This window comes from Candidatus Poriferisodalis multihospitum, from assembly GCF_028283155.1.
GTDB lineage: Bacteria > Actinomycetota > Acidimicrobiia > Acidimicrobiales > Poriferisodalaceae > Poriferisodalis > Poriferisodalis multihospitum.
Window position 1 is genome coordinate 1 of sequence record NZ_JAPYOK010000068.1, and the last position, 20,031, is coordinate 20,031.

At 67.9% G+C, this 20,031-nt stretch carries 22 protein-coding genes; 10 read left to right on the forward strand and 12 right to left on the reverse strand.

The features are described 5' to 3' along the window. Positions 1 to 235 precede the first annotated feature (235 nt). From VI480_RS06135 to nthB, 6 genes are read right to left on the reverse strand one after another with little or no spacing between them, the layout of a single operon-like run. Entirely contained in the window at positions 236 to 1,240 is a 1,005-nt protein-coding gene (locus VI480_RS06135; protein WP_323671940.1) for an acyl-CoA dehydrogenase family protein, read from the reverse strand. Continuing rightward, entirely contained in the window at positions 1,222 to 1,701 is a 480-nt protein-coding gene (locus tag VI480_RS06140) for a MaoC family dehydratase (RefSeq protein WP_323671941.1), read from the reverse strand. Before VI480_RS06140 ends, VI480_RS06135 begins: the two co-directional genes overlap by 19 nt. Next, the gene (locus VI480_RS06145) at positions 1,701 to 2,792 is read right to left on the reverse strand and encodes a hypothetical protein (protein ID WP_323671942.1); all 1,092 of its coding nucleotides are present in this window, start codon (positions 2,790 to 2,792) and stop codon (positions 1,701 to 1,703) included. Before VI480_RS06145 ends, VI480_RS06140 begins: the two co-directional genes overlap by 1 nt. Before the next feature lie 7 nt (positions 2,793 to 2,799). Continuing rightward, positions 2,800 to 3,339, reverse strand: a complete 540-nt coding sequence (locus tag VI480_RS15630) for a UGSC family (seleno)protein (RefSeq protein WP_416246653.1) — start codon at positions 3,337 to 3,339, stop codon at positions 2,800 to 2,802. Between the two features lie 52 nt (positions 3,340 to 3,391). Continuing rightward, a complete protein-coding gene (gene nthA / locus VI480_RS06160; RefSeq protein WP_323671945.1) occupies positions 3,392 to 4,036 on the reverse strand; it encodes a nitrile hydratase subunit alpha in 645 nt (214 codons plus the stop codon). Positions 4,037 to 4,058: 22 nt separating this feature from the next. Continuing rightward, positions 4,059 to 4,832: a nitrile hydratase subunit beta gene (gene nthB, locus VI480_RS06165; RefSeq protein WP_323671946.1), complete on the reverse strand. Its 774-nt coding sequence runs from the start codon at positions 4,830 to 4,832 to the stop codon at positions 4,059 to 4,061. Between the two features lie 135 nt (positions 4,833 to 4,967). Between nthB and VI480_RS06170 the strand changes: the two genes are divergently transcribed. Both VI480_RS06170 and VI480_RS06175 read left to right on the forward strand, forming a co-directional pair. Next, entirely contained in the window at positions 4,968 to 5,618 is a 651-nt protein-coding gene (locus tag VI480_RS06170) for a 5' nucleotidase, NT5C type (RefSeq protein ID WP_323671947.1), read from the forward strand. 9 nt (positions 5,619 to 5,627) lie between these two features. Beyond that, positions 5,628 to 6,443, forward strand: a complete 816-nt coding sequence (locus tag VI480_RS06175; RefSeq protein ID WP_323671948.1) for an NUDIX hydrolase — start codon at positions 5,628 to 5,630, stop codon at positions 6,441 to 6,443. A 6-nt stretch (positions 6,444 to 6,449) separates the two neighbouring features. Here the strand turns inward: VI480_RS06175 and VI480_RS06180 are convergent, their stop codons facing one another. From VI480_RS06180 to VI480_RS06190, 3 genes are all read right to left on the reverse strand, one after another. Next, positions 6,450 to 6,971, reverse strand: coding sequence for a hypothetical protein (locus tag VI480_RS06180; RefSeq protein WP_323671949.1), 522 nt, complete (start codon positions 6,969 to 6,971; stop codon positions 6,450 to 6,452). Positions 6,972 to 7,176: 205 nt separating this feature from the next. Then, positions 7,177 to 7,959, reverse strand: coding sequence for a hypothetical protein (locus tag VI480_RS06185; RefSeq protein WP_323671950.1), 783 nt, complete (start codon positions 7,957 to 7,959; stop codon positions 7,177 to 7,179). 49 nt (positions 7,960 to 8,008) lie between these two features. After that, positions 8,009 to 9,187 (reverse strand): hypothetical protein, encoded by a 1,179-nt coding sequence (locus tag VI480_RS06190; protein WP_323671951.1) that lies wholly within the window; start codon positions 9,185 to 9,187, stop codon positions 8,009 to 8,011. A 32-nt stretch (positions 9,188 to 9,219) separates the two neighbouring features. On the opposite strand from VI480_RS06190, the gene cysS reads away from it, so the two are divergent. The 8 genes from cysS to VI480_RS06230 all read left to right on the forward strand — a co-directional run bounded on the left by cysS (position 9,220) and on the right by VI480_RS06230 (position 16,011). Further along, on the forward strand, positions 9,220 to 10,422 hold the full coding sequence (gene cysS, locus VI480_RS06195) for a cysteine--tRNA ligase (RefSeq protein ID WP_323672001.1): 1,203 nt from the start codon (positions 9,220 to 9,222) through the stop codon (positions 10,420 to 10,422). A gap of 36 nt (positions 10,423 to 10,458) precedes the next feature. Beyond that, the gene (locus VI480_RS06200; RefSeq protein ID WP_323671952.1) at positions 10,459 to 11,229 is read left to right on the forward strand and encodes a ParA family protein; all 771 of its coding nucleotides are present in this window, start codon (positions 10,459 to 10,461) and stop codon (positions 11,227 to 11,229) included. A 46-nt stretch (positions 11,230 to 11,275) separates the two neighbouring features. Continuing rightward, on the forward strand, positions 11,276 to 11,575 hold the full coding sequence (locus tag VI480_RS06205; protein WP_323671953.1) for a hypothetical protein: 300 nt from the start codon (positions 11,276 to 11,278) through the stop codon (positions 11,573 to 11,575). A gap of 24 nt (positions 11,576 to 11,599) precedes the next feature. Further along, positions 11,600 to 12,475, forward strand: coding sequence for a PD-(D/E)XK nuclease family protein (locus VI480_RS06210; RefSeq protein WP_323671954.1), 876 nt, complete (start codon positions 11,600 to 11,602; stop codon positions 12,473 to 12,475). A gap of 94 nt (positions 12,476 to 12,569) precedes the next feature. Then, the gene (locus tag VI480_RS06215) at positions 12,570 to 13,373 is read left to right on the forward strand and encodes an enoyl-CoA hydratase/isomerase family protein (RefSeq protein WP_323671955.1); all 804 of its coding nucleotides are present in this window, start codon (positions 12,570 to 12,572) and stop codon (positions 13,371 to 13,373) included. Positions 13,374 to 13,443: 70 nt separating this feature from the next. Continuing rightward, complete coding sequence (gene mutM / locus VI480_RS06220) at positions 13,444 to 14,325, forward strand: bifunctional DNA-formamidopyrimidine glycosylase/DNA-(apurinic or apyrimidinic site) lyase (protein ID WP_323671956.1); 882 nt, start codon at positions 13,444 to 13,446, stop codon at positions 14,323 to 14,325. Positions 14,326 to 14,446: 121 nt separating this feature from the next. Beyond that, positions 14,447 to 15,055 (forward strand): NfeD family protein, encoded by a 609-nt coding sequence (locus VI480_RS06225; RefSeq protein WP_323671957.1) that lies wholly within the window; start codon positions 14,447 to 14,449, stop codon positions 15,053 to 15,055. Then, positions 15,055 to 16,011: an SPFH domain-containing protein gene (locus tag VI480_RS06230; RefSeq protein WP_323671958.1), complete on the forward strand. Its 957-nt coding sequence runs from the start codon at positions 15,055 to 15,057 to the stop codon at positions 16,009 to 16,011. The genes VI480_RS06225 and VI480_RS06230 overlap by 1 nt, the downstream gene beginning before the upstream one ends. Before the next feature lie 8 nt (positions 16,012 to 16,019). Here the strand turns inward: VI480_RS06230 and VI480_RS06235 are convergent, their stop codons facing one another. The 3 genes from VI480_RS06235 to VI480_RS06245 are packed head-to-tail and all read right to left on the reverse strand — an operon-like array spanning position 16,020 to position 20,024. After that, complete coding sequence (locus tag VI480_RS06235) at positions 16,020 to 17,294, reverse strand: ABC transporter permease (RefSeq protein ID WP_323671959.1); 1,275 nt, start codon at positions 17,292 to 17,294, stop codon at positions 16,020 to 16,022. Beyond that, a complete protein-coding gene (locus VI480_RS06240) occupies positions 17,281 to 17,982 on the reverse strand; it encodes an ABC transporter ATP-binding protein (RefSeq protein ID WP_323671960.1) in 702 nt (233 codons plus the stop codon). Before VI480_RS06240 ends, VI480_RS06235 begins: the two co-directional genes overlap by 14 nt. Further along, the gene (locus VI480_RS06245; protein WP_323671961.1) at positions 17,979 to 20,024 is read right to left on the reverse strand and encodes an efflux RND transporter periplasmic adaptor subunit; all 2,046 of its coding nucleotides are present in this window, start codon (positions 20,022 to 20,024) and stop codon (positions 17,979 to 17,981) included. Before VI480_RS06245 ends, VI480_RS06240 begins: the two co-directional genes overlap by 4 nt. Positions 20,025 to 20,031 lie beyond the last annotated feature (7 nt).

A 20,031-nucleotide genomic window follows, 5' to 3' on the forward strand; every position in this document is an offset into this window, starting at 1 on the left:
GTTCACCAACCACGCCAACTTCGAAGCCCGCGGCATCCTCGCCACCTAACCTGATGCCACCGATCCCAGCAGCCCCATCCCACAAAAACGCGAAGGCTCTCATTGTTGTCCTCCTCCATGTGCGTGTATGGACAACGCAGACCATGACGGCCGAACCTGTGAGAACCCTCAGATGGGCCTGAGAGACAGATGCGAGTTGTGGCGCGGTACGGGGATCGCGCCCTGCAAATGCGGGTTAGCTCGCCGGGGGTCCGGCGCCGAGGCGCCGCAGGTGGCCTGACCGGATGTCGGCGGTCTGGCCCTGCACGAGCAGGAAGAGCGCTTCACGGGCAAGACGCTGTGCGTGGTGGGCGAGCGTGATCGCCCGCCCGCCGACGGATGACACGAGAGCGCTGGTTGCTCGAACGCCGATGTAGCCCACTTGGGCCCGGCGATCGGGCATCTCTTCCACCTCGGCGGCTTGCAGCGCAGTGCGTGCCGCATCCAGCTCGGCGTCGAGTGGGGACGGGCCGAGCAGCTTGAGCGCCCGCCCGGCCACGCCGAGCATCAGGGCCCCGTTGGTGCGCAACCCGGTCCGGTAGAACGACAGCCAGTCCTCGTAGTCGATGACTTCCACGACATCGTCGTGGCCCACGACGTGGCCGTCGAAGTGCAGCTCGACGGTGACCGATGAGTCCACCGCCGCGAGGCGCAGCCGCTGTGAGGTCAGCGTCGGGGCTTCGTCCGCGGGCAGCAGCATCCAGACCAGGCGGTCCGCCTCGTGGGCCGCCACCAGCACTGCGTCGATGTGGCCCCACCCGGTCACGAACGGCGCCACGCCGCGCAGCACCCAGCCGTCGCCGGAGCGCTCGGCGAACAGGCACGGCTCGGGCCGCAGGATGTGTGCGAAGGCCACCCCGCTGCGAGCCTGGCCGGTTGCAAGGGCTCGGGCCCAGCGCTCGTGCAGCGGCGATCCGGACGGCATCCGTGCCGCATTGGCAGAGCCGCCGCCGTGTTGCGCCCACACGAATGCAGTGGTGAGACAGCCGCCCGCCAGCGCTTCGAGAATCGGGAGCCGCTCGAGCTCGTCGAACCCGCAGCCGCCTACCTCGCGGGGTGTCCACAGGCCGTAGAAGCCGGCGTCGCGGAAGAGGTCCAAGTTCTGCGCAGGCACCTCACCGGACATATCCACGTCGAGGGCACGCTCGAACAGCACATCGTCAGCGAGCTGCTGCGCAGCGCTCAGGAATTCGGCGTGCACCACATCAGCGCATTGCGGCGCATGATGGCCACCAGCGTGTCGTCTTGGTTGTAGGCGCGGTGCTCGAACAGCACGATTCCCTGGCCGGGCTTGCTCTTCGAGGCGCGAGCCGAGACCACTTCGCTCTCGACTCGCAGCGTGTCGCCGTGGAAGACGGGTGCAGGGAAGTCCATCCGTTCGAAGCCGAGGTTGGCCACGGTGGTGCCGTGCGTGGTCTCGTGGACCGAGATGCCGACCACCACCGCAGCCGTGAACATCGAGTTGACGAGCGGCTTGCCGAACTGGGTCTCGTTGCGGGCGTACTCGAAGTCGAGGTGCAGGGCCGCCGGGTTCATGGTCATGGTGGTGAACATGACGTTGTCGGCTTCGGTGATCGTGCGGCGCAGCCGGTGATGGATCACGAGTCCGGGCGTCAGCTCCTCGAACCACAGCCCTCCGTGGGGACGGGGTGCGTCGTTCATCAGGCTGTTCCTCCTGCAACGTCGGCCCAGGGCACCTCGCACGCTTGGTCGAGGTCGATCTCGGCGTGGACGACTGGGTTCTGGTGCGGGCCGGCGCACCACGACGGCATCACCATCGTGTACAGGCCCGAGCCGCCCGCCTGGAACACCACGATCCGGCTGGGGTCTTTCAGGATCGGGACCAGCTCGTCAGGCGGGCCGTCCCGGTTGAGGTAGAAGGCCGACCCGACATGGGCGAGCGTGGCTGCCGTGTTGGTTGCACGGGCAGCCAGCTCGGCCTGGATGTCCTCGCGGGTCAAACCCGCGCGGGCCAGCACCGTCGTGTGATCAGGATTCATGATCACCGTGACCGCGCCGTGTCGCAGGTGCGCATTGTTGCTGCCCGGGTTGGCCATCACGGCGGCGATCACATTCAGCAGCCTGTTGGCTGATTCGGGATCGTCGGCGTCGCCGGTGAAGATCGTGGAATGTGGCGCCTCGGCACCGACGACGACCGCTGCGCTGGCGTCCTCGTCGTACCCGTAGGTCGTGTGCAGCGGCGGGAACGGGCTGTTCTCGGTGTCCTCGGCGAGGCAGTAGGTGAACTTGCCGGGATGGCCGTGCAGCGCCATGTCCGACACGCCGGGTTGGGCACCGCCGATGTTCATCATCGCCAGCCGCAGCGCCCGGCCGATGGTGGCATTGGCCCGATGGCCGGGTCCGAGCGCTCCGAAGCCAGACGCCACCTCGCCGCACTGGTGCCGTGCCGGCCCGCACACCACGATGAGCGGCGCGGTGCAGTGGGTGGTGCTCTGCATCTCGGTGAGGTCGAACTCTGGCTGGCATACCGCACGCACCGCGGCCACGACCACCGGGATGTGATCGGGAAGGCAACCTGCCATCACCGCGGCAGCAGCCACCTTCTCGACGCTCGCCACGCCGTGCGCGGGTCCCATCACTCCCAACTCGAGGTCGGGGTCGAGGCCGGTGGCCAGCGCCATCATGGCCACGCGCTCAGGAGTGGGGATGACGACCGGCAGGCCGTCGGTGAGCCCCAGCGCGTGCAGCTGCTCGAGCGCGTCGGCCTCGTTGCGGGCCTCCAGCAGCGTCACGACTGTTCTAGTTGGAAGAAGCGCCGGTCAGGATCGAAATGATCTGCGGCGCGATGTCGGCGGCCACCTTGGCCATGTTGTCCTCGCCGCTGCCCGCAACCGGGTGGGGAAGGCGGACGCGGGGAACGCTCGGCATGCCGGTGGCGTTGGCCACGAAGTCGCCCTGGGGCCAGAACGCATCGGTGACGAGTGCGATGGACGGGATGCCCGCTCGGGCGGTGGTGATGCTGTCACGCACGGTGCCAGATGTGCAGCTGCCTCAATGGCCGTACGCGGCGATCACCGCACCGCACTCGGAGCTGATGTCGCTGAGCATTCCCTCGCCGACCACCGACGACGCGTCGCCCTTGTCGTAGCGGTTGAACGACGCCGACGGCAGACGCTCGGCCAGCGCCTTCTCGACGTGGTCGAGGAAGCGGACGCTGTCGGGGAAGCCATTGGCGACCAAGCCGATCGTGATCGGCTGATCGAGTGGTGTGCTGAGCGTGTAGGGCTCAGGCGCAGTCTTGGCCTCGCCTCGCGGATCGTGGAAGGTGAGGGTGCTCATGGGTCCAGTCTGACACCCGCGCAGCGCAGGCGCGTGCTGTGCGGCGGCACGATTACTGGCTGCCGGGATCAGCGGCCCGGGCCACGCCGATCATCGAGTCTCTGGTCACTAGGTCGGCCAAGCGTTCGACAGGCCATCCCTCAGTACCTGCGGGCCGCTCCGGCAGCACCAGAAACCGGGTCTCAGAGCTGGAATCCCAGACGCGCAGCTCGGTGCTCGGGCTGAGTTCCAGGCCCATTTCGGACAGCACAACCCGGGGTTCGCGCACCACGCGAGCCCGGTATTCGGGGCTCTTGTACCAATTGGGCGGAAGACCCAGCAGCGCCCACGGGTAGCACGAGCACAGCGTGCAGACGACCACGTTGTGAACGCCCGGCTCGTTGAACTTCACCTCGATGTGCTCGATCTCAGCGCCGCGGATGTCCATATCGGCCAAGACGGCATCAGCGTCGGTCAGCAGCTGCTGTCGCAAGCCAGGGTCAATCCACGCTTGGGCCACCAATCTGGCGCCGATCATCGGGCTGATGTCGTGCTCGAACCGCTCGATGATGGCGTCGATCCGTCCCCGGTCGGCGATGCCGCGCTCCACCAGCAGGTCTTCCAGCGCCTCGACGCGGATGTCCGGCGATGAGGCGTCGTGCCGATTGCGGTGGTCGTGATCGCCGTGGCCGCTGCCGTCGGCATGGTTGTCGTTCATGCTCTCCTCCGTCAACCGCGCCTCAGCAGTCAGCCTTCACCGCAGTCAGGTAGCACTCGTAGAGGTCGACATGAATGGTGGTGTTCGGCTCAGCCTCATCGCCCCACAGCGTCTGGGCGTCGTAGCCCACGCAATAGACGTGCTGGGGCCGCTCACCCCTGTTGTGCGCTGTGCTGTCGGGCAGCACCTCCGCGGGGTGGAGCTTCACGACGATGCCGAGCTTGTTCTCTGCATAACCCGGCAGCCGTGTGTGGCCCGGTTGCGCAGGCGCCGCAGCGACGACGTGATCGCCGACGTTGAATCGGGGCGGATCAGCGAGTTCGCGCCGAACCGTGCGGCGTTGCGGCGTCGGAGTCGGTCGGTCGGGAGGCAGCGATGCCGGATTGCGGTCAGCGACGGGGGCGACCCGCCGTGCCGGCGTCGCCTGAGAGGTCGCGGTAGGGATCAGGTCTCTGCGTCCGGCCTCCAGCAAAGCCACATCCCTCAGCTCGGCCATCCGGAGGGCCAGATCGCTGCGACTGACTACGCCGTACTCGTCAAGCAGTACCTCGAAACCGGCCAGCCAGCGCCCGAAGTAGCCGTTCTTGAAATAGTCGTCGGGATGCAGGCGCTCCAGGGCGTACCGGAATTCGCCGGGTCGGCGAGCGGTGGCGGAGGTGACCGCGCCTAGCAGGCCGAACACGCGCTTCTCCCAGTCGGCGTGGAACGGCGGCTCCGCCGGATCGTGCGGCACCGGCCCGTATCCGGTCACGCCGCCGAGGTCGTGAACGCTGCGCTCTCCGGCATCGGTCTGCATCCGCCACAGCTTCGCACCCCGGCGGCGTGCAGCGCCGCCGAATGCGCGAGTGGCGGAAACGGCGGCGACCGCGCCGGTGCAGGAACCACGGCAATGCGCCCGAGCGAACACAGGCCGCGTTGTTAGGTTGCAGAGATGCCTGCGTTCGTATTGGCAGTGGACCTCGACGGCGTGTGCGGGATGCACACCGAGGCCTTCCGCCGCGTGGTGGCGGCCGAGCGCGGGGTCCCGGAGGACTCGCTGCCGCTCGTGCGTGGCTGGAACTTCACCGAATGGGGTCTGGCCGACGGCGAGTTCGAAGAGCTCCATCGCATCGCCGTCATCGACTACCGCATGTTCCGTGAGATGAAGCCGATGGCGGGGTGCTCTGAGGCGCTGTGGCGGCTGTCTGACGCAGGGGTGTGGATTCGGATCGTCACCCACCGCCTGTATGTGAGCTGGGGCCACCGCGTGACGGTGAGCGACACGGTCGAATGGCTCGACCGCGAGCGCATTCCCTATCGCGACATCTGTTTTGTGGCTGACAAGGCGATGGTGAACGCCGACGCCTATATCGAAGACGCTCCGCACAACGTGATCGACATCCGTGCCGCGGGCGGGCACGCGATCACGTTCGACCAGCCCTACAACGCTCAGGTAGACGGACCCAGGGCGCATGACTGGGCCGAAGTCGAGGAGATGGTGGTGGAGCTGCTGGCGAAGCACAGCGGCTACGTCTCGCGCCCGCTGCCCGGCATGGACGCCGGCTCCGATCGCTTGGAGTTGCGAACCCGGGATACCGCGTAGGCCGGCCGCATGACTGATGCCCCCGCAGCGCCGCCCGCGCCGATCGACGCGGCGACCGTCGTGGTGCTGCGCGACGGCACACCTGCGGCTGCGCCGGGTCACGGTTTCGACGCCGCGGCGAGCGACGCGGGAGCGCACATCGAGGTGCTCATGCTCCAGCGAAACTCACGAGGGTTCTTCGGCGGTATGTGGGTGTTTCCCGGCGGCCGAGTGGACCCGCCTGATCGTGACACCCCCGGCGATGTGGTGGCCGCGTGCGACCCTCGCACCGCTGGCGCAAGTGGCCTGCATGACGGCGACCGGCGCGGCTTTCGAACCGCAGCAGTGCGGGAGGCGCACGAAGAAGCCGGCATCGACTTGTCTCGCGCCGAGCTGACCCACTTCGCCCACTGGCTGCCACCGCCGATCCGCCCCAAGCGGTTCTCGACGCACTTCTTCATCTGCGAGGCGCCAGCCGACCTTGAGGCGGTGCGCGTCGACGGAAGCGAGATCCTCGATCATGCTTGGGTGTCACCGGCGGCCGCGTTGGAGCGGCGCGCAGCGGCCGAGATCGAATTCGTCACGCCCACGTTCGTGACGCTCACGTGGCTGTCAGGGTTCACCCGCACTGCCGATGTGCTGGCCTCGATCAATGGCCACACGTGCTTCCACACGCAGATCATCCCGTCGCCGGATACCGATCCGGGCCACATTGCCGTCTATGTCGGCGATACGGCCTTTCCCGACGGCGATCTGGATGCCCCCGGCCCGCGCCGCCGCTGCATCATGGTCCGCTCAGGCTGGCGCTGGGAAGAACACGACGGTGCAGACACCGCCGTGGCTTGAGCAGCCTCAACTGCTCGGGCGCAGCTGTCTGGCTCTGGGGACGAGGCGAGCGATCTGGCGTTCTTGGGGAGGACCGTCGGGACCTCCGCCGGGACGGGCCGCCCGGAAGTCGACAGCAGCGATGGCCGGGTCGGCGCCGAAGGCCACCATTGTCAGGATCCCGATCACCGCCGTGCGAGCCATGCCGGCACCGCAATGCACGAGGACGCTGTCGCCGCGGTCGAGCGCTGCGACGACTGCCTCTACGAGTTCGAGCACCGGCCCGTCCGTCGTCACGCCGCCGTCGGGCGTGGGCAGCCAGAGTGCCCGGGGGCTTCCGGCGCTGTCGCTGTGGGTGGCGAGCCACTCGCCGTAGTCGGGATAGCGCAGCTCGATCTCGTGCGGCGTCAGCATGCACGCCACGACCGATGCGCCCACGCGATCCAGCGCGCCGCCCGGATCTGGCCCGACCGCGGAAAAGTTGGTCACGAACAGGCGGCCCGTCCGCACAGCGGCCCGAAGCGGGATCTCGTCGATGCGGTGCAGCACGGTGTTCGCTACTGGTCGCCCTTGCGGAACCGTGCGAAACGCCGCTTCGGCTCCTCGGGCGGCTCTGGCAGGGGCGGCCAGGCTCCCGACAGCTCCTGCTGGCCGGAACGGCGCACCTCGTCGAGCTCGTCGCGGGTGTAGGGCTCCGGACGGGGATCGAGTGCCCGGTAGCGGGCCTCGGCACTCGCGAAGTTCTCGTCGGTGATCAGTCGGTGCCGCCTCGCCCTTCGGGCGAGCGTGAGATCAGCTCCTCGACCCGTTCGGTGGCGGCAGTGTCGGCCACAGTGCCGTGGAACACGACTCGCCGGCATCCGTCGGCCATCCAGCGCCACAGGAGGTTGCCTGCGGACGTCGTCGGTGCGCCGTCGACCCACTCGACGAGGCCGGTGGTGGTGGCGGCGGCGCTCATGTACACGAGCGCACGCTCTCCCCGGCGGAGTACCTCGGCGGTGAGCACGCTGGCGGCATGAAACGCGGACATGTCGCGGTAGTGCCCGCCGAGCGACCAATTCCGCAGCCCCAGCTCGGCGGCAGAGCGGCCGTCGAGCAGGTCGGGGTCTTCCACGTAGGTGGGCAGGCCGAGCGCGATCACGCGGATGGGCCGCCGGTCGTCATCGCGGCAGCGCTCTGCTTCGTTGTGCTTCCAAACCGCGTGGAGCACGTCGGCGTACTCCTGGTAGCCGAACCCGGCACCGAGCAAGTCGACGAAGAGGTCGGCGCAGGCTCGTCGGTCCCACTCGGGCGCTTCGATCAGGGCGTCAAGCTCGGCTTGGCGGCGTGAGTTGGTGAACTCCCAAGCGAGATTCTCCACGCCGTTGTCGGCCAGCTCGGCGAGCGCGCTCGCCAGAAAGCCCAGGTGCTGGCGGACTCCGACCTGATCGCCGAGCAGGACGATCTGGTGGCGACCGCAGAGGTCGCCCAAGTACTCCTCAGGCGACTGGAGCGCGGACGTGGGCCGCTCGTCGTCGGTGGGGTCTTCGGGCGGCACCGCCCATGAGTCTGCCCGCTGGCGGCCCGGAATCTGACAGTGCGCCGAACTAGAGCACTTGTGTCCAGGCCAGCTCTGCTGCCGCTGCCGATTCGGACACGGCCGCTGCGAAGTCGCCAGGAGTAGATTTCTCGTCTCGCAGCGCTGGATCGAGGGCATACCGCCGGGCGTAGTTCACGTACACCGCAGGCACCGGCTCGGCCAACGGGGTCGGCGCCCGGCGCTCGTAGTCGGGTTCGAGGTAGATCCAGCCGGTGGCCAGGCTGCCGAGCGGCCCGCGATCGAGGCTCGTCGTGCAACCGAGCCGGGCTGCAGGCCCTTGATCGACGTCGAAGGCGAGCGGCACGGCCAAGTCGTCGTGCATGGCAAACGCCGCGTCGAGCACACCGTCGGCAACCAGCGCGTAATCGCACAGCTCGCCGTCGGCCGGCAATGGTTCGTGGATCAGCACAGTGACGGCACGGTCGGCCACCACTTCGTACACGCGGTTCGCTGCGCCCACCACGTGACCTCCCACGATCTCGGCATCGATGGCGTCCCACACCCGGTGCGGCAGCCGCCTTGCCCGGGTCAGCGCGTGAGCCGTGCGGGCAAGCACGAGCGCGCGATGGCCCGGTTCGATGACCTCGGCGAGCAGCACGTCGCACATGTGCGCCGACACCGGGCCGCGGCTGCGCAGATGCGGCCACGCGTACGAGGTCCGCAGGTCGGCTGTGTCGGTGACTGCGTCGAGATCCAAGTCGTAGTCGAGCGCCAGGACACGCATGGGCGGCCCGTTGCCGACGAAGCGGCGGTTCACCTCCCAGACAGCGCTCAGCACATGGAGGTATTCGCGGTAGGCGAAGTTGTGGCGAATGCCCCAGCGGAGCAGTGCATCTCGCGCAAGCTGTTCGTCGAAGGTCGCGCCGGTAACCACGGCGTCAAGCCGCGCTTGGTCATCGACGCACGCGTACTCCATCGCCACGATGCCCACGCCTGACCGGTACGCCGCGGCCACGAGATCCTGCAGGAACAGCCCCGCGCGGCGCGTGGGGGTGTGGTGGCCGACGAAGACCACCTGGTGACGCTCAAAGAGATCGCACACATAGGTGAGCGGGTCGGCGCCGTGGGTTCTCAGCCATTCGGCAAGCTCATCGATGACCGCCGGTTGCAGTGGCGGCAGCCCACGACGATGCCGGTACAGGGCGATCCGCTCGAGCAGCGCCCGATCGCCTCCACGCTTGTCCACCCGCTCCGACAGTACCGTGTCGGGCCGTGGGAATGCGCATCTACGACACAGCGCAGCGCTCCATCGTCGAGATGGAACTTGACGACCACGTCGGTATGTACGTCTGCGGCATCACGCCCTATGACGCCACCCACCTCGGGCACGCCGCCACCTATCTGGCCTATGACCTGCTGATCCGCCGCCTCGAAAACATGGGCCACACGGTCACGCTGGTACGCAACTACACCGATGTCGACGACAGCATCCTGCCCAAGGCGGCCGAGCTGGGCGAGCACTACTTGTCGCTGGCCGAGCGGGAGATAGATCGCTTCGAAGCCGACATGGCCGCACTTCGAACACGGCCCGCGGCGCACGAGCCGCGGGCCACCTGGTCCATTGACGCCATGATCACCATGATTTCCCAGCTGCTCGATGCCGGGCATGCCTACATCTCGGAGGACCGGGTTTTCTTTGACGTCACCACCTTCCCCGACTTCGGGAAGCTGTCCGGCTACAGCGCCGACCGCATGATCGAGCTGGCCGCCGAGCGCGGCGGCACCCCCGATGACCCCCGGCAGCGCAGCCCGCTCGACTTCGTGCTGTGGCAGGCCAGCGCAGACGGCGAGCCCTCATGGCCGTCGCCGTTCGGCCCGGGACGGCCTGGCTGGCATATCGAGTGCTCGGCCATGAGCTACGCGGCGCTCGGCGAGACCATCGACATACATGGCGGGGGCGGCGATTTGGTGTTTCCCCACCACGAGTGCGAGATTGCCCAGAGCGAGGCACTGCACGGTGCTCCGCTGGCCCGTTACTGGGTGCATGCGGCTCTGGTCTCGTACCAAGGGCACAAGATGTCGAAATCGCTCGGCAACCTGGTTTTCGTCTCGGATCTTCGTGCCCGCATCGATCCCAGGGCCATCCGGCTGGCGCTGATGGCGCACCACTACCACACCGAATGGGAGTGGTTCGATTCGGAGGGTCTTACTGCCCAGCGCGACTTGGACACGCTGGTGTCAGCCGGCGCGGGCGCCTCGCCTGCCGCTGGATCAGGTGACGGGTCATCGGGCCTGCTCGCCGAGGTGCAGGCTGTGCTGGATGACAACCTCAATGCACCGATGGCGCATGCTGCGCTGCTCGACGCCGCCGCTGCGGTTCAGCGCGGGGCCGCGGGCGTCACGCTGCGACGCGAGCTGGCGGCCGCGGCGGACCTGTGCGGCATCGACTTGTCCTCGCCGCTGGCCACTGCAGCGCCGTGACATGGTGCTCGCCCACGCTGGGGTAGGGAACTGGCGATGACGACACTGGCTGTGGTCAACCAGAAGGGCGGCGTGGGCAAGACCACGGTGGCACTCGGCATCGCCGAGGCAGCATGCGCTTCGGGGCTGAGCGTGCTCGTCGTGGACCTCGACCCACAGTCCAACGCGTCGGCTGGCCTCGGCGTGTGGAACGGGTCGCCGAACGTCGACGACGCACTCGCCGATCCGACGCCGGGTGCGGCGCTCGCGGCGGTCACCGACGCTCGCTGGCCGCCCGAAGGCCCGTGCCCGCAGCTGGTACCGGGCAGCTATGCGCTGGCGAGTCGGGAACCGCAGATGGCTGCCGACCTGGTGGGTGCACAGGATCGGCTGCGAATCGCGCTCGCCGGCGTGAACCACGATCTCGTTCTCATCGATTGCCCGCCGTCGTTGGGGCTGCTGTGCATCAACGGTCTCTTCGCAGCCGACCGTGCGCTGGTGGTGACCGAACCGGCTGCCTGGGCAGCCGACGGCGTCGACCTCATGCGTTCCACCGTCAGTCGAGTCGCGCAACGCCAAGGCACGCCCACCATTGCCGGTGTCGTGCTGAACCGAGTGGGGCGCACCCGTGACAACGCCTATTGGGCCCAGCAGCTCGTTGAACGCTTTGGCGCGGACATGCTGCCGCCCGTCCCGCAGCGGGCCGCCATCGCCGAGGCCTCCGGGCAGTCGCAGCCGCTGCGGTCGCTCGGCCGCCGACCTGGTGCACCCGAAGCGGTGGGGGCGTTCAACGAGCTCTGGGCCGACCTGCAGAGCCGATTGGCATGACGGGTCGGCGGTACGCTCGGATTGCTCGTCGCTGCAGGGTTTGACCATGGCCAACTACGACCCGAACCGACCCCGACCGAGCGTCGACGGCACGGCCGCGCTCCCGGGCGACTTGCCCGCGGCTGAGCCCGCCGAGACACCAGCTGCCCCAACCGCCGCAGGTGCTCCGGTTGCCGACACCGATGCCGATCCGGCTCCGGCGCCTGCATCGCACCTCCTGCCGCGCCAGGCCGAGCCGGTCGACCGGCGCCTGCTCGCCGCATTCGGTGGGGCGGTCGCCGTCGGATGGCTGATTGCGGCAGTCGTGGCGTGGTGGCTGTGGCGGCGCTGGCGACGCCGTCCCTAACCCATCCACGCGCTCCATGATCGGATGGGCCACGCTGTGAAGGTGGAACCCCGCACCGGCAGCGTCGCTGCCGACGATGCGCGAGAGATCGAGCTTCCGCGGAGCCTGAGCCCTTCAGGCGCGTCGACGTTCCGGCAGTGCGCGCGGCGCTGGAAGTTCCGCTACGTCGACAAGCTGCCCGACCCTCCCGGAGAGCCGGCGCTGCGCGGCACGTTCGTGCATCACGTGCTGGAGGAGCTGCTCGCGGTCGCACCCGCGCAGCGAACGCTTGAGCGAGCTCGTGCCATCTGCCGGGATCTGTGGCCGCAGCTTGCGACCCGCCCCGATTTCGCGGCACTGGAGCTGCCCGAAGCCCAAGAACGGGCCTTTCGATGGAACGCATGGACCGACATCGAGGGGTACTTCCAGCTGGTGGATCCCGCGGAGGTCGACGTGCTAGATCGCGAGCGCGATGTCCATACGTCGCTGGAGGGTGTGCCGTTTCGGGGCATCGTGGATCTCGTCGACCGGGTGCCCGAAGGTGTGCGCGTCACCGACTACAAGACCGGCCGACCGCCCCCGCGGCGCTTCGTCGACAGCCGCCTGTCGCAGGTCTGGCTGTACGCAGCTGCGCTGGAATCGGTCGGCGACGACGTGAGCGAAGTGCGGCTGCTGTACCTGGGCGAGACGGGCGCTGGCCGCGACGAACGTCGGCCCACCGAGATCGCCCGCCCATTCGATGCCGACGCCGTCTCGGCGGCGGTCGGCGAACATCGCGACACGTGGGGTCGGATCACGGAGGCCGCTGCCACCGACTGCTTCGAACCCACCCCGGGCCCGCTGTGCAGTTGGTGTCCCTACCGCCACGACTGCCCCGAAGGCCAGCTCGAGCACCAGCGGAGGACCGGGTTGGCTGCGTGAGACAGCCCGCATTGAACACTCATCGCTGCGTGAGCAATGCTGCGCGCACAGCGGCCATGCTGTAGCCCGATCCTGCGAACTTGGGAGTATCGACATGGAGTACGAGCAGATCACCGTCGCCGACCGCGACGACGTACGGGTGGTGACGCTGAACCGGCCGGAGAAGCTGAACGCGTGGACGCCACGCATGCACGTCGAGCTCACGCACGCTGTGAAGGCCGGCAATGCCGACCCGTCGGTCGGCGCATTCGTCGTGACCGGTGCGGGCCGCGGCTTCTGCGCCGGCGCCGACATCGCCGAGGTCTTCGCGGCCCGCATCGACGCAGCCGACGAAGCGGGCAGCAGCGTGGGCGAAGCGGCTGCCCACGACGACTCCGCCGCAGACGACTGGGTCGAGCTCGTGCGCAGCTCCAAGCCCATGGTGGCGGCAATCAACGGCGCATCGATCGGCATCGGCCTCACCATGATCCTGTCGATGGACTTCCTCATCGCCCACAGCGAGGCCAAGCTGTCGTGCCGTTTCGTGAAGATGGGCGTCACGCCGGAGCTGGCGTCGTCGCACATCCTCATCCAGCGCTGCGGTTGGGGCTCCGCGTCAGACCTCGCGCTGTCGGGCCGGATCGTCACGGGTGCCGAAGCGGGCCAGATGGGCCTCGTCGACGAGGTCACCGACGGCGACGTGCTCGAAGCGGCGCTCTCACGGGCGAGCAGCTACGCGGAGAACCCGCCCACCATGTTGCAGCTCACCAAGCAACTGCTTTCTGCCAATGGTTCCGACACCGATCTGGGTGCCGTGCAGCGCCGTGAGCTGGAGGCGCTCAACGTCGCCCGTGCTTCGGACGATCACCGCGAAGCCGTTGCCGCATTCTTGGAGAAGCGCCCGCCGAGGTTCCGGTAGGCCCATCTGCGAGTCCGCGTTCGCCCGCCGCGGACTCGCACAGTGCCCCTGAGTCGCCGGCGGCGCAGCGATGCCTGAACTGCCCGAAGTCGAGGTGATCCGGCGCCAGCTCGCCGGGCCGCTGGTCGGACGCCGGATCACCGATGCATGGGCTCATCCCTCGCACAAGTTCGCTTCTGGTGCCGATGCCGTCGGCAGCGAGTTCGAGACACTGCGGCGGCGCGGCAAGTACCTGATCGCCGAACTGGACTGCGGCCGTGACCTGATCGTGCACCTCGGCATGACCGGACGGCTGTGCTTCGCGGCGGCCACTGCGGCTGGCGACGTGCCCTCGATGCCTGCGGTGCAGCCCCGGGACGGGCCGGCGGCCGAGGTCATGGCACAGAACGCAGTGAGCGCTGGCGACCCGTATGTGCGGGCGTGGTGGCGTCTCGACAACGGCGAGACGCTCTGCTTTCACGATGTGCGCCGCTTCGGCCGCATCGCCGTTTGCGACCGGGGCGATTATCGAGGTCTGCCCACCCTTGCCGCCATGGGTCCTGAGCCGCTCGAGGGGGGCTTGGACGCGGGCACGTTCTGGCAGGCGAGCCGGCGGTCCAGCCAGCGCATCAAGACCCAGCTGCTGAACCAGCGACTGGTCGCCGGTGTCGGCAACATCTATGCCGACGAGGCGCTGTTCCTGGCACGCATCAACCCGTCAGCCCGGGCGATCTCCAAGCCGCGAGCCGAACGGCTGCTGGCAGCGCTGCGAGATGTGCTGACAGCGAGCATCGAACGCGGTGGCAGCACGCTGCGCGACTACTACAGCCTCGAAGGCGCAGGGGACAATCAGAAGTACTTCGTCTGCTACGGCCGGGTGGGCGAGCCGTGCGTGCGCTGCGGCACCGAATTGCGCCGCCGGGTGCTGGACCAACGCTCCAGCACCTGGTGCCCCCGTTGCCAGCGACGCTGAGAGAGCAGCGCGCCTGCTGACATCCCGCGGGCAACACCAACAAGCACGGCAGCACCGTTGACGCGGCAACGGCCTCGTTGGGGCGGGGCATACTGGCACCACGTCCGACGAGGGGGTTCGGGTGGACAACGAACTGTGGCGATGGGTCTGGGTCGCTGTGGCGATGGTCATGGGCATCGGTGAGATCTTCACCGCGGGCTTCTTCCTGCTGCCGTTTGCACTCGGTGCCGTGCTGGCGGCGGCAGCGGCATGGCTGGATTTCCATGGCGCCGTCCAGTGGCTGCTGTTCTTCGGCGGCACGGCAGTCTCCATGCTGGTGCTGCGCCGCTTCATGGGTCGCCAGGACCGCCCGGATGACCTTCCGGTGGGCGCGAACCGGTACATCGGCATGTCGGGACGCGTTGTTGAGGTCATCGATCCGGTGAACAACACGGGCCGGGTGCGCGTGGAATCCGACGAGTGGCGGGCGGCCTGCCAGGAAGCGGGCCGCATCGAGGAGGGCTCGCTGGTGCGGGTTGTGGCGCTCGCCGGTACCAAGCTGCAAGTCGAGTTCGTCGAGCCGCCCCCTGACGACTACGTGCCTCATGTGGATCCGACCGCGGCAGCGCCGAGCTCAGATGCTCCTGTGTCACCGGCCGACCACGATGCCGGTGACGGCGGCAGCGACGCCGCCGGCGCCGACCAGCCGACCGCCCCAGACGACGAGACCGCCACCCCAAGGAGCGACTGATGGACAGCATCAGCCCCGGAGTGATCCTCCTGGCAATCATTGCGCTTGCGATCTTCGTGATCGCTGCGAAAGGCCTGCGCATCGTGCGCCCCTTCGAGCAGGGCCTCATCGAGTTCTTGGGCAAGTACCGGATGACGGTCGAACCAGGACTGCGCTTCGTGATCCCGTTCGTGCAGCGCATCTTGAAGGTGGACATGCGCGAGCAGGTCGTGGACGTGCCGCCGCAGGAGGTGATCACCAAGGACAACGTCGCGGTCACCGTCGATGCCGTCATCTACTACGAACCCACCGACCCGGTGAAGCTGAAGTACGCGGTGGGCAACTTCATCATCGCCGTGACCAAGCTGGCGCAGACGAACCTGCGAAACGTGATCGGCGACCTGCAGCTCGACGATGCGCTGGTGTCGCGCGAGGTCATCAACTCCAAGCTGCGTCAGATCCTCGATGACGCCACCGACAAGTGGGGCACCCGTGTGGTGCGCGTGGAGATCCAGCGCATCGAGCCGCCCGCCGACGTGACCACCGCAATGCACCGCCAGATGAAGGCCGAGCGCGACCGGCGTGCCGCTGTCACCGAGGCCGAAGGCGAGAAGCGTGCGGCAATCCTGCAGGCCGAGGGCGTGAAGCAGTCGCAGATCCTGCGGGCCGAAGGCGAGGCTGAGGCCATCAAGCGGGTGGCCGACGCCGACAAGTACCAGAAGCTCACCGTCGCCGAAGGCGAGGGCCAAGCCATCGAGCGGGTGTTCCTGGCGATCCACAACGGTGATCCCACCGACGACCTGATCGCGATCAAGTACCTCGAAGCGCTGGAAGGCGTTGCGAACGGCCAGGCCACCAAGATCTTCCTGCCGCTTGACACCAGCGGCGTGCTCGGCGCCGTCGCCGCGATGGGCGAGATGTTCCGCGAACGCAGCGACGCCGCTGCCGTTTCCGGCGGCGCTGAGCCCCCCGAATAGCCGGCGAATCAGTCCGAGCGGAGGGCTTCGGTCGGCGACACTCGGGCGGCCCGGATTGCCGGGTAGAGGCCGGCGATCGCTCCGATCAGGACCGCCGCGGCGAGCCCGCCGACGAGTGCCGCCGTCGGGATGATCACCCGCCATCCCTGCGCGGTCGCGTACACGTAGGTCACCGCCACTCCCATCAGCACACCGACGGCACCGCCCAGCGAGGCGAGCGTCAAGGCCTCGGTGAGGAACTGGCGACGGATGTGCGCCCGAGTCGCTCCGATGGCTCGGCGCAGGCCGATCTCGCCTCGTCGTTCGATGACGCCGATCACCATGACGTTCGCTACGCCGATGCCGCCCACGAGCAGCGCAACTGCACCCAAGCCCAAGAACAACCCGGTGAAGGAACTCTCGGCCGCCGATCGTGCCTCCAGCAGGTCTGACGGCCGGCTGATCTCGACTTCTTCTGGATTCTCGGGGTCGATCGTTCCGGCGAGCACGTCACGGGTTGCATCGATGTGGTCTTCGTCGACACGCACGTACACCACCGTCGGCGCGAGTTCGACGTCGTAGTAGGTCTCCGCTGCGTGGTCGCCGATCAAGACGGCCCGGTCGAGGTCTGCCGCCAGCGCGAACGGCTCGAGAACTCCGAGCACTTCGACCCAGCGTCCGCCGAGGTAGAGCTCGACGGGAGTGTCGAGATCGCGAATACCCAGGCGTTCCGCAGCCACGGCGCCGACGACGGCGACCGGGTGCGCCCGCGTGGCATCGGAAAGGAAGGCGCCGTGCGCGATGCTGCCATTCAGCGTGCCCATCAGCCCTGGATCCGTCGCGACCACGCTGATCCCGCCCGTTCGGTCCTCGGGCACGAGGTCGTTGCGGTAGACGCCGACGCCGACGCTGTACACAGCCGCCGTGGCCTCGACGGTCGCGACCCGCCCCACGGTTGCGACGGCTGTGCCGGGCAGTGCCGCATCGCCAGCGCCGAACCCTGATCCGGCCTCGACGGTCAGCAGGTTGGTGCCGAGGGCGCCGATCTGGTCCAGCAGTGCCGACTTGGACGAATCTGACAAGCCGAGCACGCTGACCAGCGACGCGATGCCGATGGCGATGCCCAGGGCCGACAGGACAGAACGCAGCTTGCGTGCTGCGAGCGAGCCGAGACCGACCCGGATGACCTCGGACAGGCGCAGGCGACTTGGCGCGATGGTGCCGTTGAGGGCGCTTTGATCCGACCGTGCGAGTTCGACGGTCACCAGATCACCGGAGACACCGGCGGTGTCAGCGTGCTGCATCGAAACGGGTGTCACGTTCGAGCCGTCCGTCAAGGATCTGCAGTCGTCGAGGCAGCGCTGATGCAATCGACTCGTTGTGGGTGACGATCACGATCGTGCGGCCTTCGGAGTGCAGTGAGTGGAAGAGATCCATGATCGACGCCGATGACGCAGAGTCGAGATTGCCCGTGGGCTCATCGGCCAGGATGAACGCAGGTCGATGGACCAGTGCGCGAGCAACGGCAACTCGCTGCGTTTCCCCGCCGGACAGTTCGTTGGGCCGGTGCCACATGCGGTCGCCGAGCCCAACGCGATCCAGCACGGCCTCCGCGGCTGTGCGCCGTTCCGAGCGCGAGGTACCGGTGTAGAGCAAGCCGTTTGCGACGTTGTCGATGGTGGGAATTCCGGGCAGGAGGAAGAAGCGCTGGAAGACGAAGCCGACGCGACGCCCCCGGATTGCAGCGAGACGGTCGTCGGGCAGCGCTGAGGTGTCGATTCCTTCGATCAGCACCGAGCCGCTCGTCGGCTGGTCGAGCGTGCCCATGACGTGGAGCATCGTGGACTTGCCGCTGCCCGACTGCCCGACGACCGCAACCATCTCACCCTGCTCGATCTGCACGGTCACCCGATCCAGCGCGATTACTGGCGGTGAGCCGGCGTAGCGCTTGGACACATCACGCAGCTCGATGGCCGGTGCCGCGGGATTCACCGCGGCACCACGATGCGCATGCCGGCCTCGAGCTCAGGGCTGATCACCTCGACATCGCCGTCGACGAACAGCCCGGTCTCGACGCCCACGAGACGCACAGAACCGTTGGCGTCGAGCACTTCCACAGCACTGCCGCCTTCGACGAGGGCGAGCAGGGCAGTTGCGGGCAGCACCAGGGCGTCGGGGATCAGCGTTTGGGTGATCTCGACGGTGACCGTTGCGCCGATCCACACGTCCGAGGCGGGTGCCGACAGCAGGATCGTCACCTCGACGACGTTCTCGCCTGTCTGGGCGTCGAGCAGGGGCGAGGGATTGATCGCTGTGACGGTTCCCGCGACGTCGGTGTCGTCGGGCAGTTCCACGTTTACCGCGACTCCGACCGAGACGAGGTCACGATCGCTGAGCGGCAGATTGGCTGCGACCCGCTGGGTGGTCGACATCCCGTCTTGCGCGGGCGTCTCGACCACGGTGAGCGAGGCGAGCGTTCTGCCGGCCTCCAACTCTTGGCCGAGCTCGATGCCTTGCTCCCAGGAGCCGATCACCGAGGGACCCGCGACAAAAAGCACATCAGTAGCGCTCACCATGCCGTCGACGTGCTGTCCGGATTCGCGCTGCCACTGTCGTACCGCGCCGGCGGTGTGCTGGTCGAAGACGCCGTCGACCTCGAACGCCTCGATGTCGCCGAAGCCCAGGTCGGCCAGGTTTTTTTCGAGTTGGAGTATGTCGTCGCCCTCCAGGCCCTCTGCCATGTTCCGGTACGCCGGGGTGGGGCCGTACATGACGAACAGCGGTCGGTAGGTCTCGGCATCGGCGGCCATGTCCGCCTGGGCGCTGACGAGCTCCGCTTGGGCGCTGGCCATGGACGCTTCGAGCGCTGCGAGCTCTGCCGGAGACACCTCAGCGAGCAAGTCGGCGAGGGCTTGCTCGGAAGTCAGGACGGCGGCCTCTGCGGCATCAGTCTCGGCTGGAGTCGGCCCGGCGCGCAGATCGGAGAGCGCCTCTGTGGCCGTGTCGAGATCCGCGCGCGCTTGCGCGTACTGAGCTTCGGTCGGATTCTCGAGCAGGTCCAGTCGTTCTTTCGCAGCAAGAACCTGGGCCTCGGCGTCGTCGATCTCGGCGTCGGTCGGGCCTGCCAGCAGCTCGGCGACGGCCTCTTCGGCAGTGAGCACCCGAGCCTCGGCGTCGTCGATCTCGGCGTCGGTCGGGCCTGCCAGCAGCTCGGCGAGGGCCTCTTCGGCGGTGAGCAACTCTGCGCGGGCCAATTCGATGTCGACTTCGTTGTCGGAATCCTGGAGTTCGTCTCGGAGCCGCTCCCATGCAGCCAGCCGCACCGCCTCCGCCGTGTCGATTTCGGCTTCCGATGGCCCCGCATTCAGATCGGCAAGCGCCTGCTTCGCTGTTTGCACGGCCGCCCGTGCTGCGTTGATGTCTGCTTTGGATGGTCCTGCTCTGAGATCGGCCAGACCGACTTCGGCAGTAGCGATGTCGACCCGCGCAACCGCAAGATCAGCTTGCGTGGGGTTGTCCAGTGCGTCCAGGGCCTCCAATGCAGCCGCCACAGCGGCTTTTGCGCTGCTGATCTCGGCATCGCTCGGCGGTTCCGCCAGCCGGTCACGGGCTTCCATGGCTTCTGCCACCGCGGCCCGCGCGGCAGCGACGTCAGCTTCGTCAGGCCCGGCGGTGGCATCGCTCAGCTTGTCGGCTGCAATCGACAGTGCATCTCGAGCCGAGGCCACGCCGGCGAGGATGCGCGCTGTGCCTGCATCCGAGGGCTCATAGAGGACGAGGTAGATCTGCTCGCCTTGGCGCAGGACAGTTCCTTCTTCGGCGAGATTCATGAGCACGCCGTTGTTGCGTGCGGTGAGCGTGACCGTTCCCTCGTAGTCGAGTGTCCCGGTGATCTCCAAGTATTCGGTGAGGTCACGCTGGGAGACCATGGCCGTGCTCATGTCGGCCTCTGCTTGCTCGTCGGTGTCGCGGCCGGTTTCGTCTCCGGCGACGACCAGCGTGACGGCGACTGCGGCGACGACAACAACGGCCACCGCTGCT

Coding starts and splice junctions, on each gene's coding strand:
- VI480_RS06235 (WP_323671959.1), bottom strand. CDS start 17,294: ATGCAGCACGCTGACACCGCCGGTGTCTCCGGTGATCTGGTGACCGTC.
- VI480_RS06215 (WP_323671955.1), top strand. CDS start 12,570: ATGGAGTACGAGCAGATCACCGTCGCCGACCGCGACGACGTACGGGTG.
- VI480_RS06230 (WP_323671958.1), top strand. CDS start 15,055: ATGGACAGCATCAGCCCCGGAGTGATCCTCCTGGCAATCATTGCGCTT.
- VI480_RS06175 (WP_323671948.1), top strand. CDS start 5,628: ATGACTGATGCCCCCGCAGCGCCGCCCGCGCCGATCGACGCGGCGACC.
- VI480_RS06140 (WP_323671941.1), bottom strand. CDS start 1,701: ATGAACGACGCACCCCGTCCCCACGGAGGGCTGTGGTTCGAGGAGCTG.
- VI480_RS06210 (WP_323671954.1), top strand. CDS start 11,600: ATGGGCCACGCTGTGAAGGTGGAACCCCGCACCGGCAGCGTCGCTGCC.
- VI480_RS06205 (WP_323671953.1), top strand. CDS start 11,276: ATGGCCAACTACGACCCGAACCGACCCCGACCGAGCGTCGACGGCACG.
- VI480_RS06200 (WP_323671952.1), top strand. CDS start 10,459: ATGACGACACTGGCTGTGGTCAACCAGAAGGGCGGCGTGGGCAAGACC.
- nthA (WP_323671945.1), bottom strand. CDS start 4,036: ATGAACGACAACCATGCCGACGGCAGCGGCCACGGCGATCACGACCAC.
- mutM (WP_323671956.1), top strand. CDS start 13,444: ATGCCTGAACTGCCCGAAGTCGAGGTGATCCGGCGCCAGCTCGCCGGG.
- VI480_RS06170 (WP_323671947.1), top strand. CDS start 4,968: ATGCCTGCGTTCGTATTGGCAGTGGACCTCGACGGCGTGTGCGGGATG.
- nthB (WP_323671946.1), bottom strand. CDS start 4,832: ATGCAGACCGATGCCGGAGAGCGCAGCGTTCACGACCTCGGCGGCGTG.
- cysS (WP_323672001.1), top strand. CDS start 9,220: ATGCGCATCTACGACACAGCGCAGCGCTCCATCGTCGAGATGGAACTT.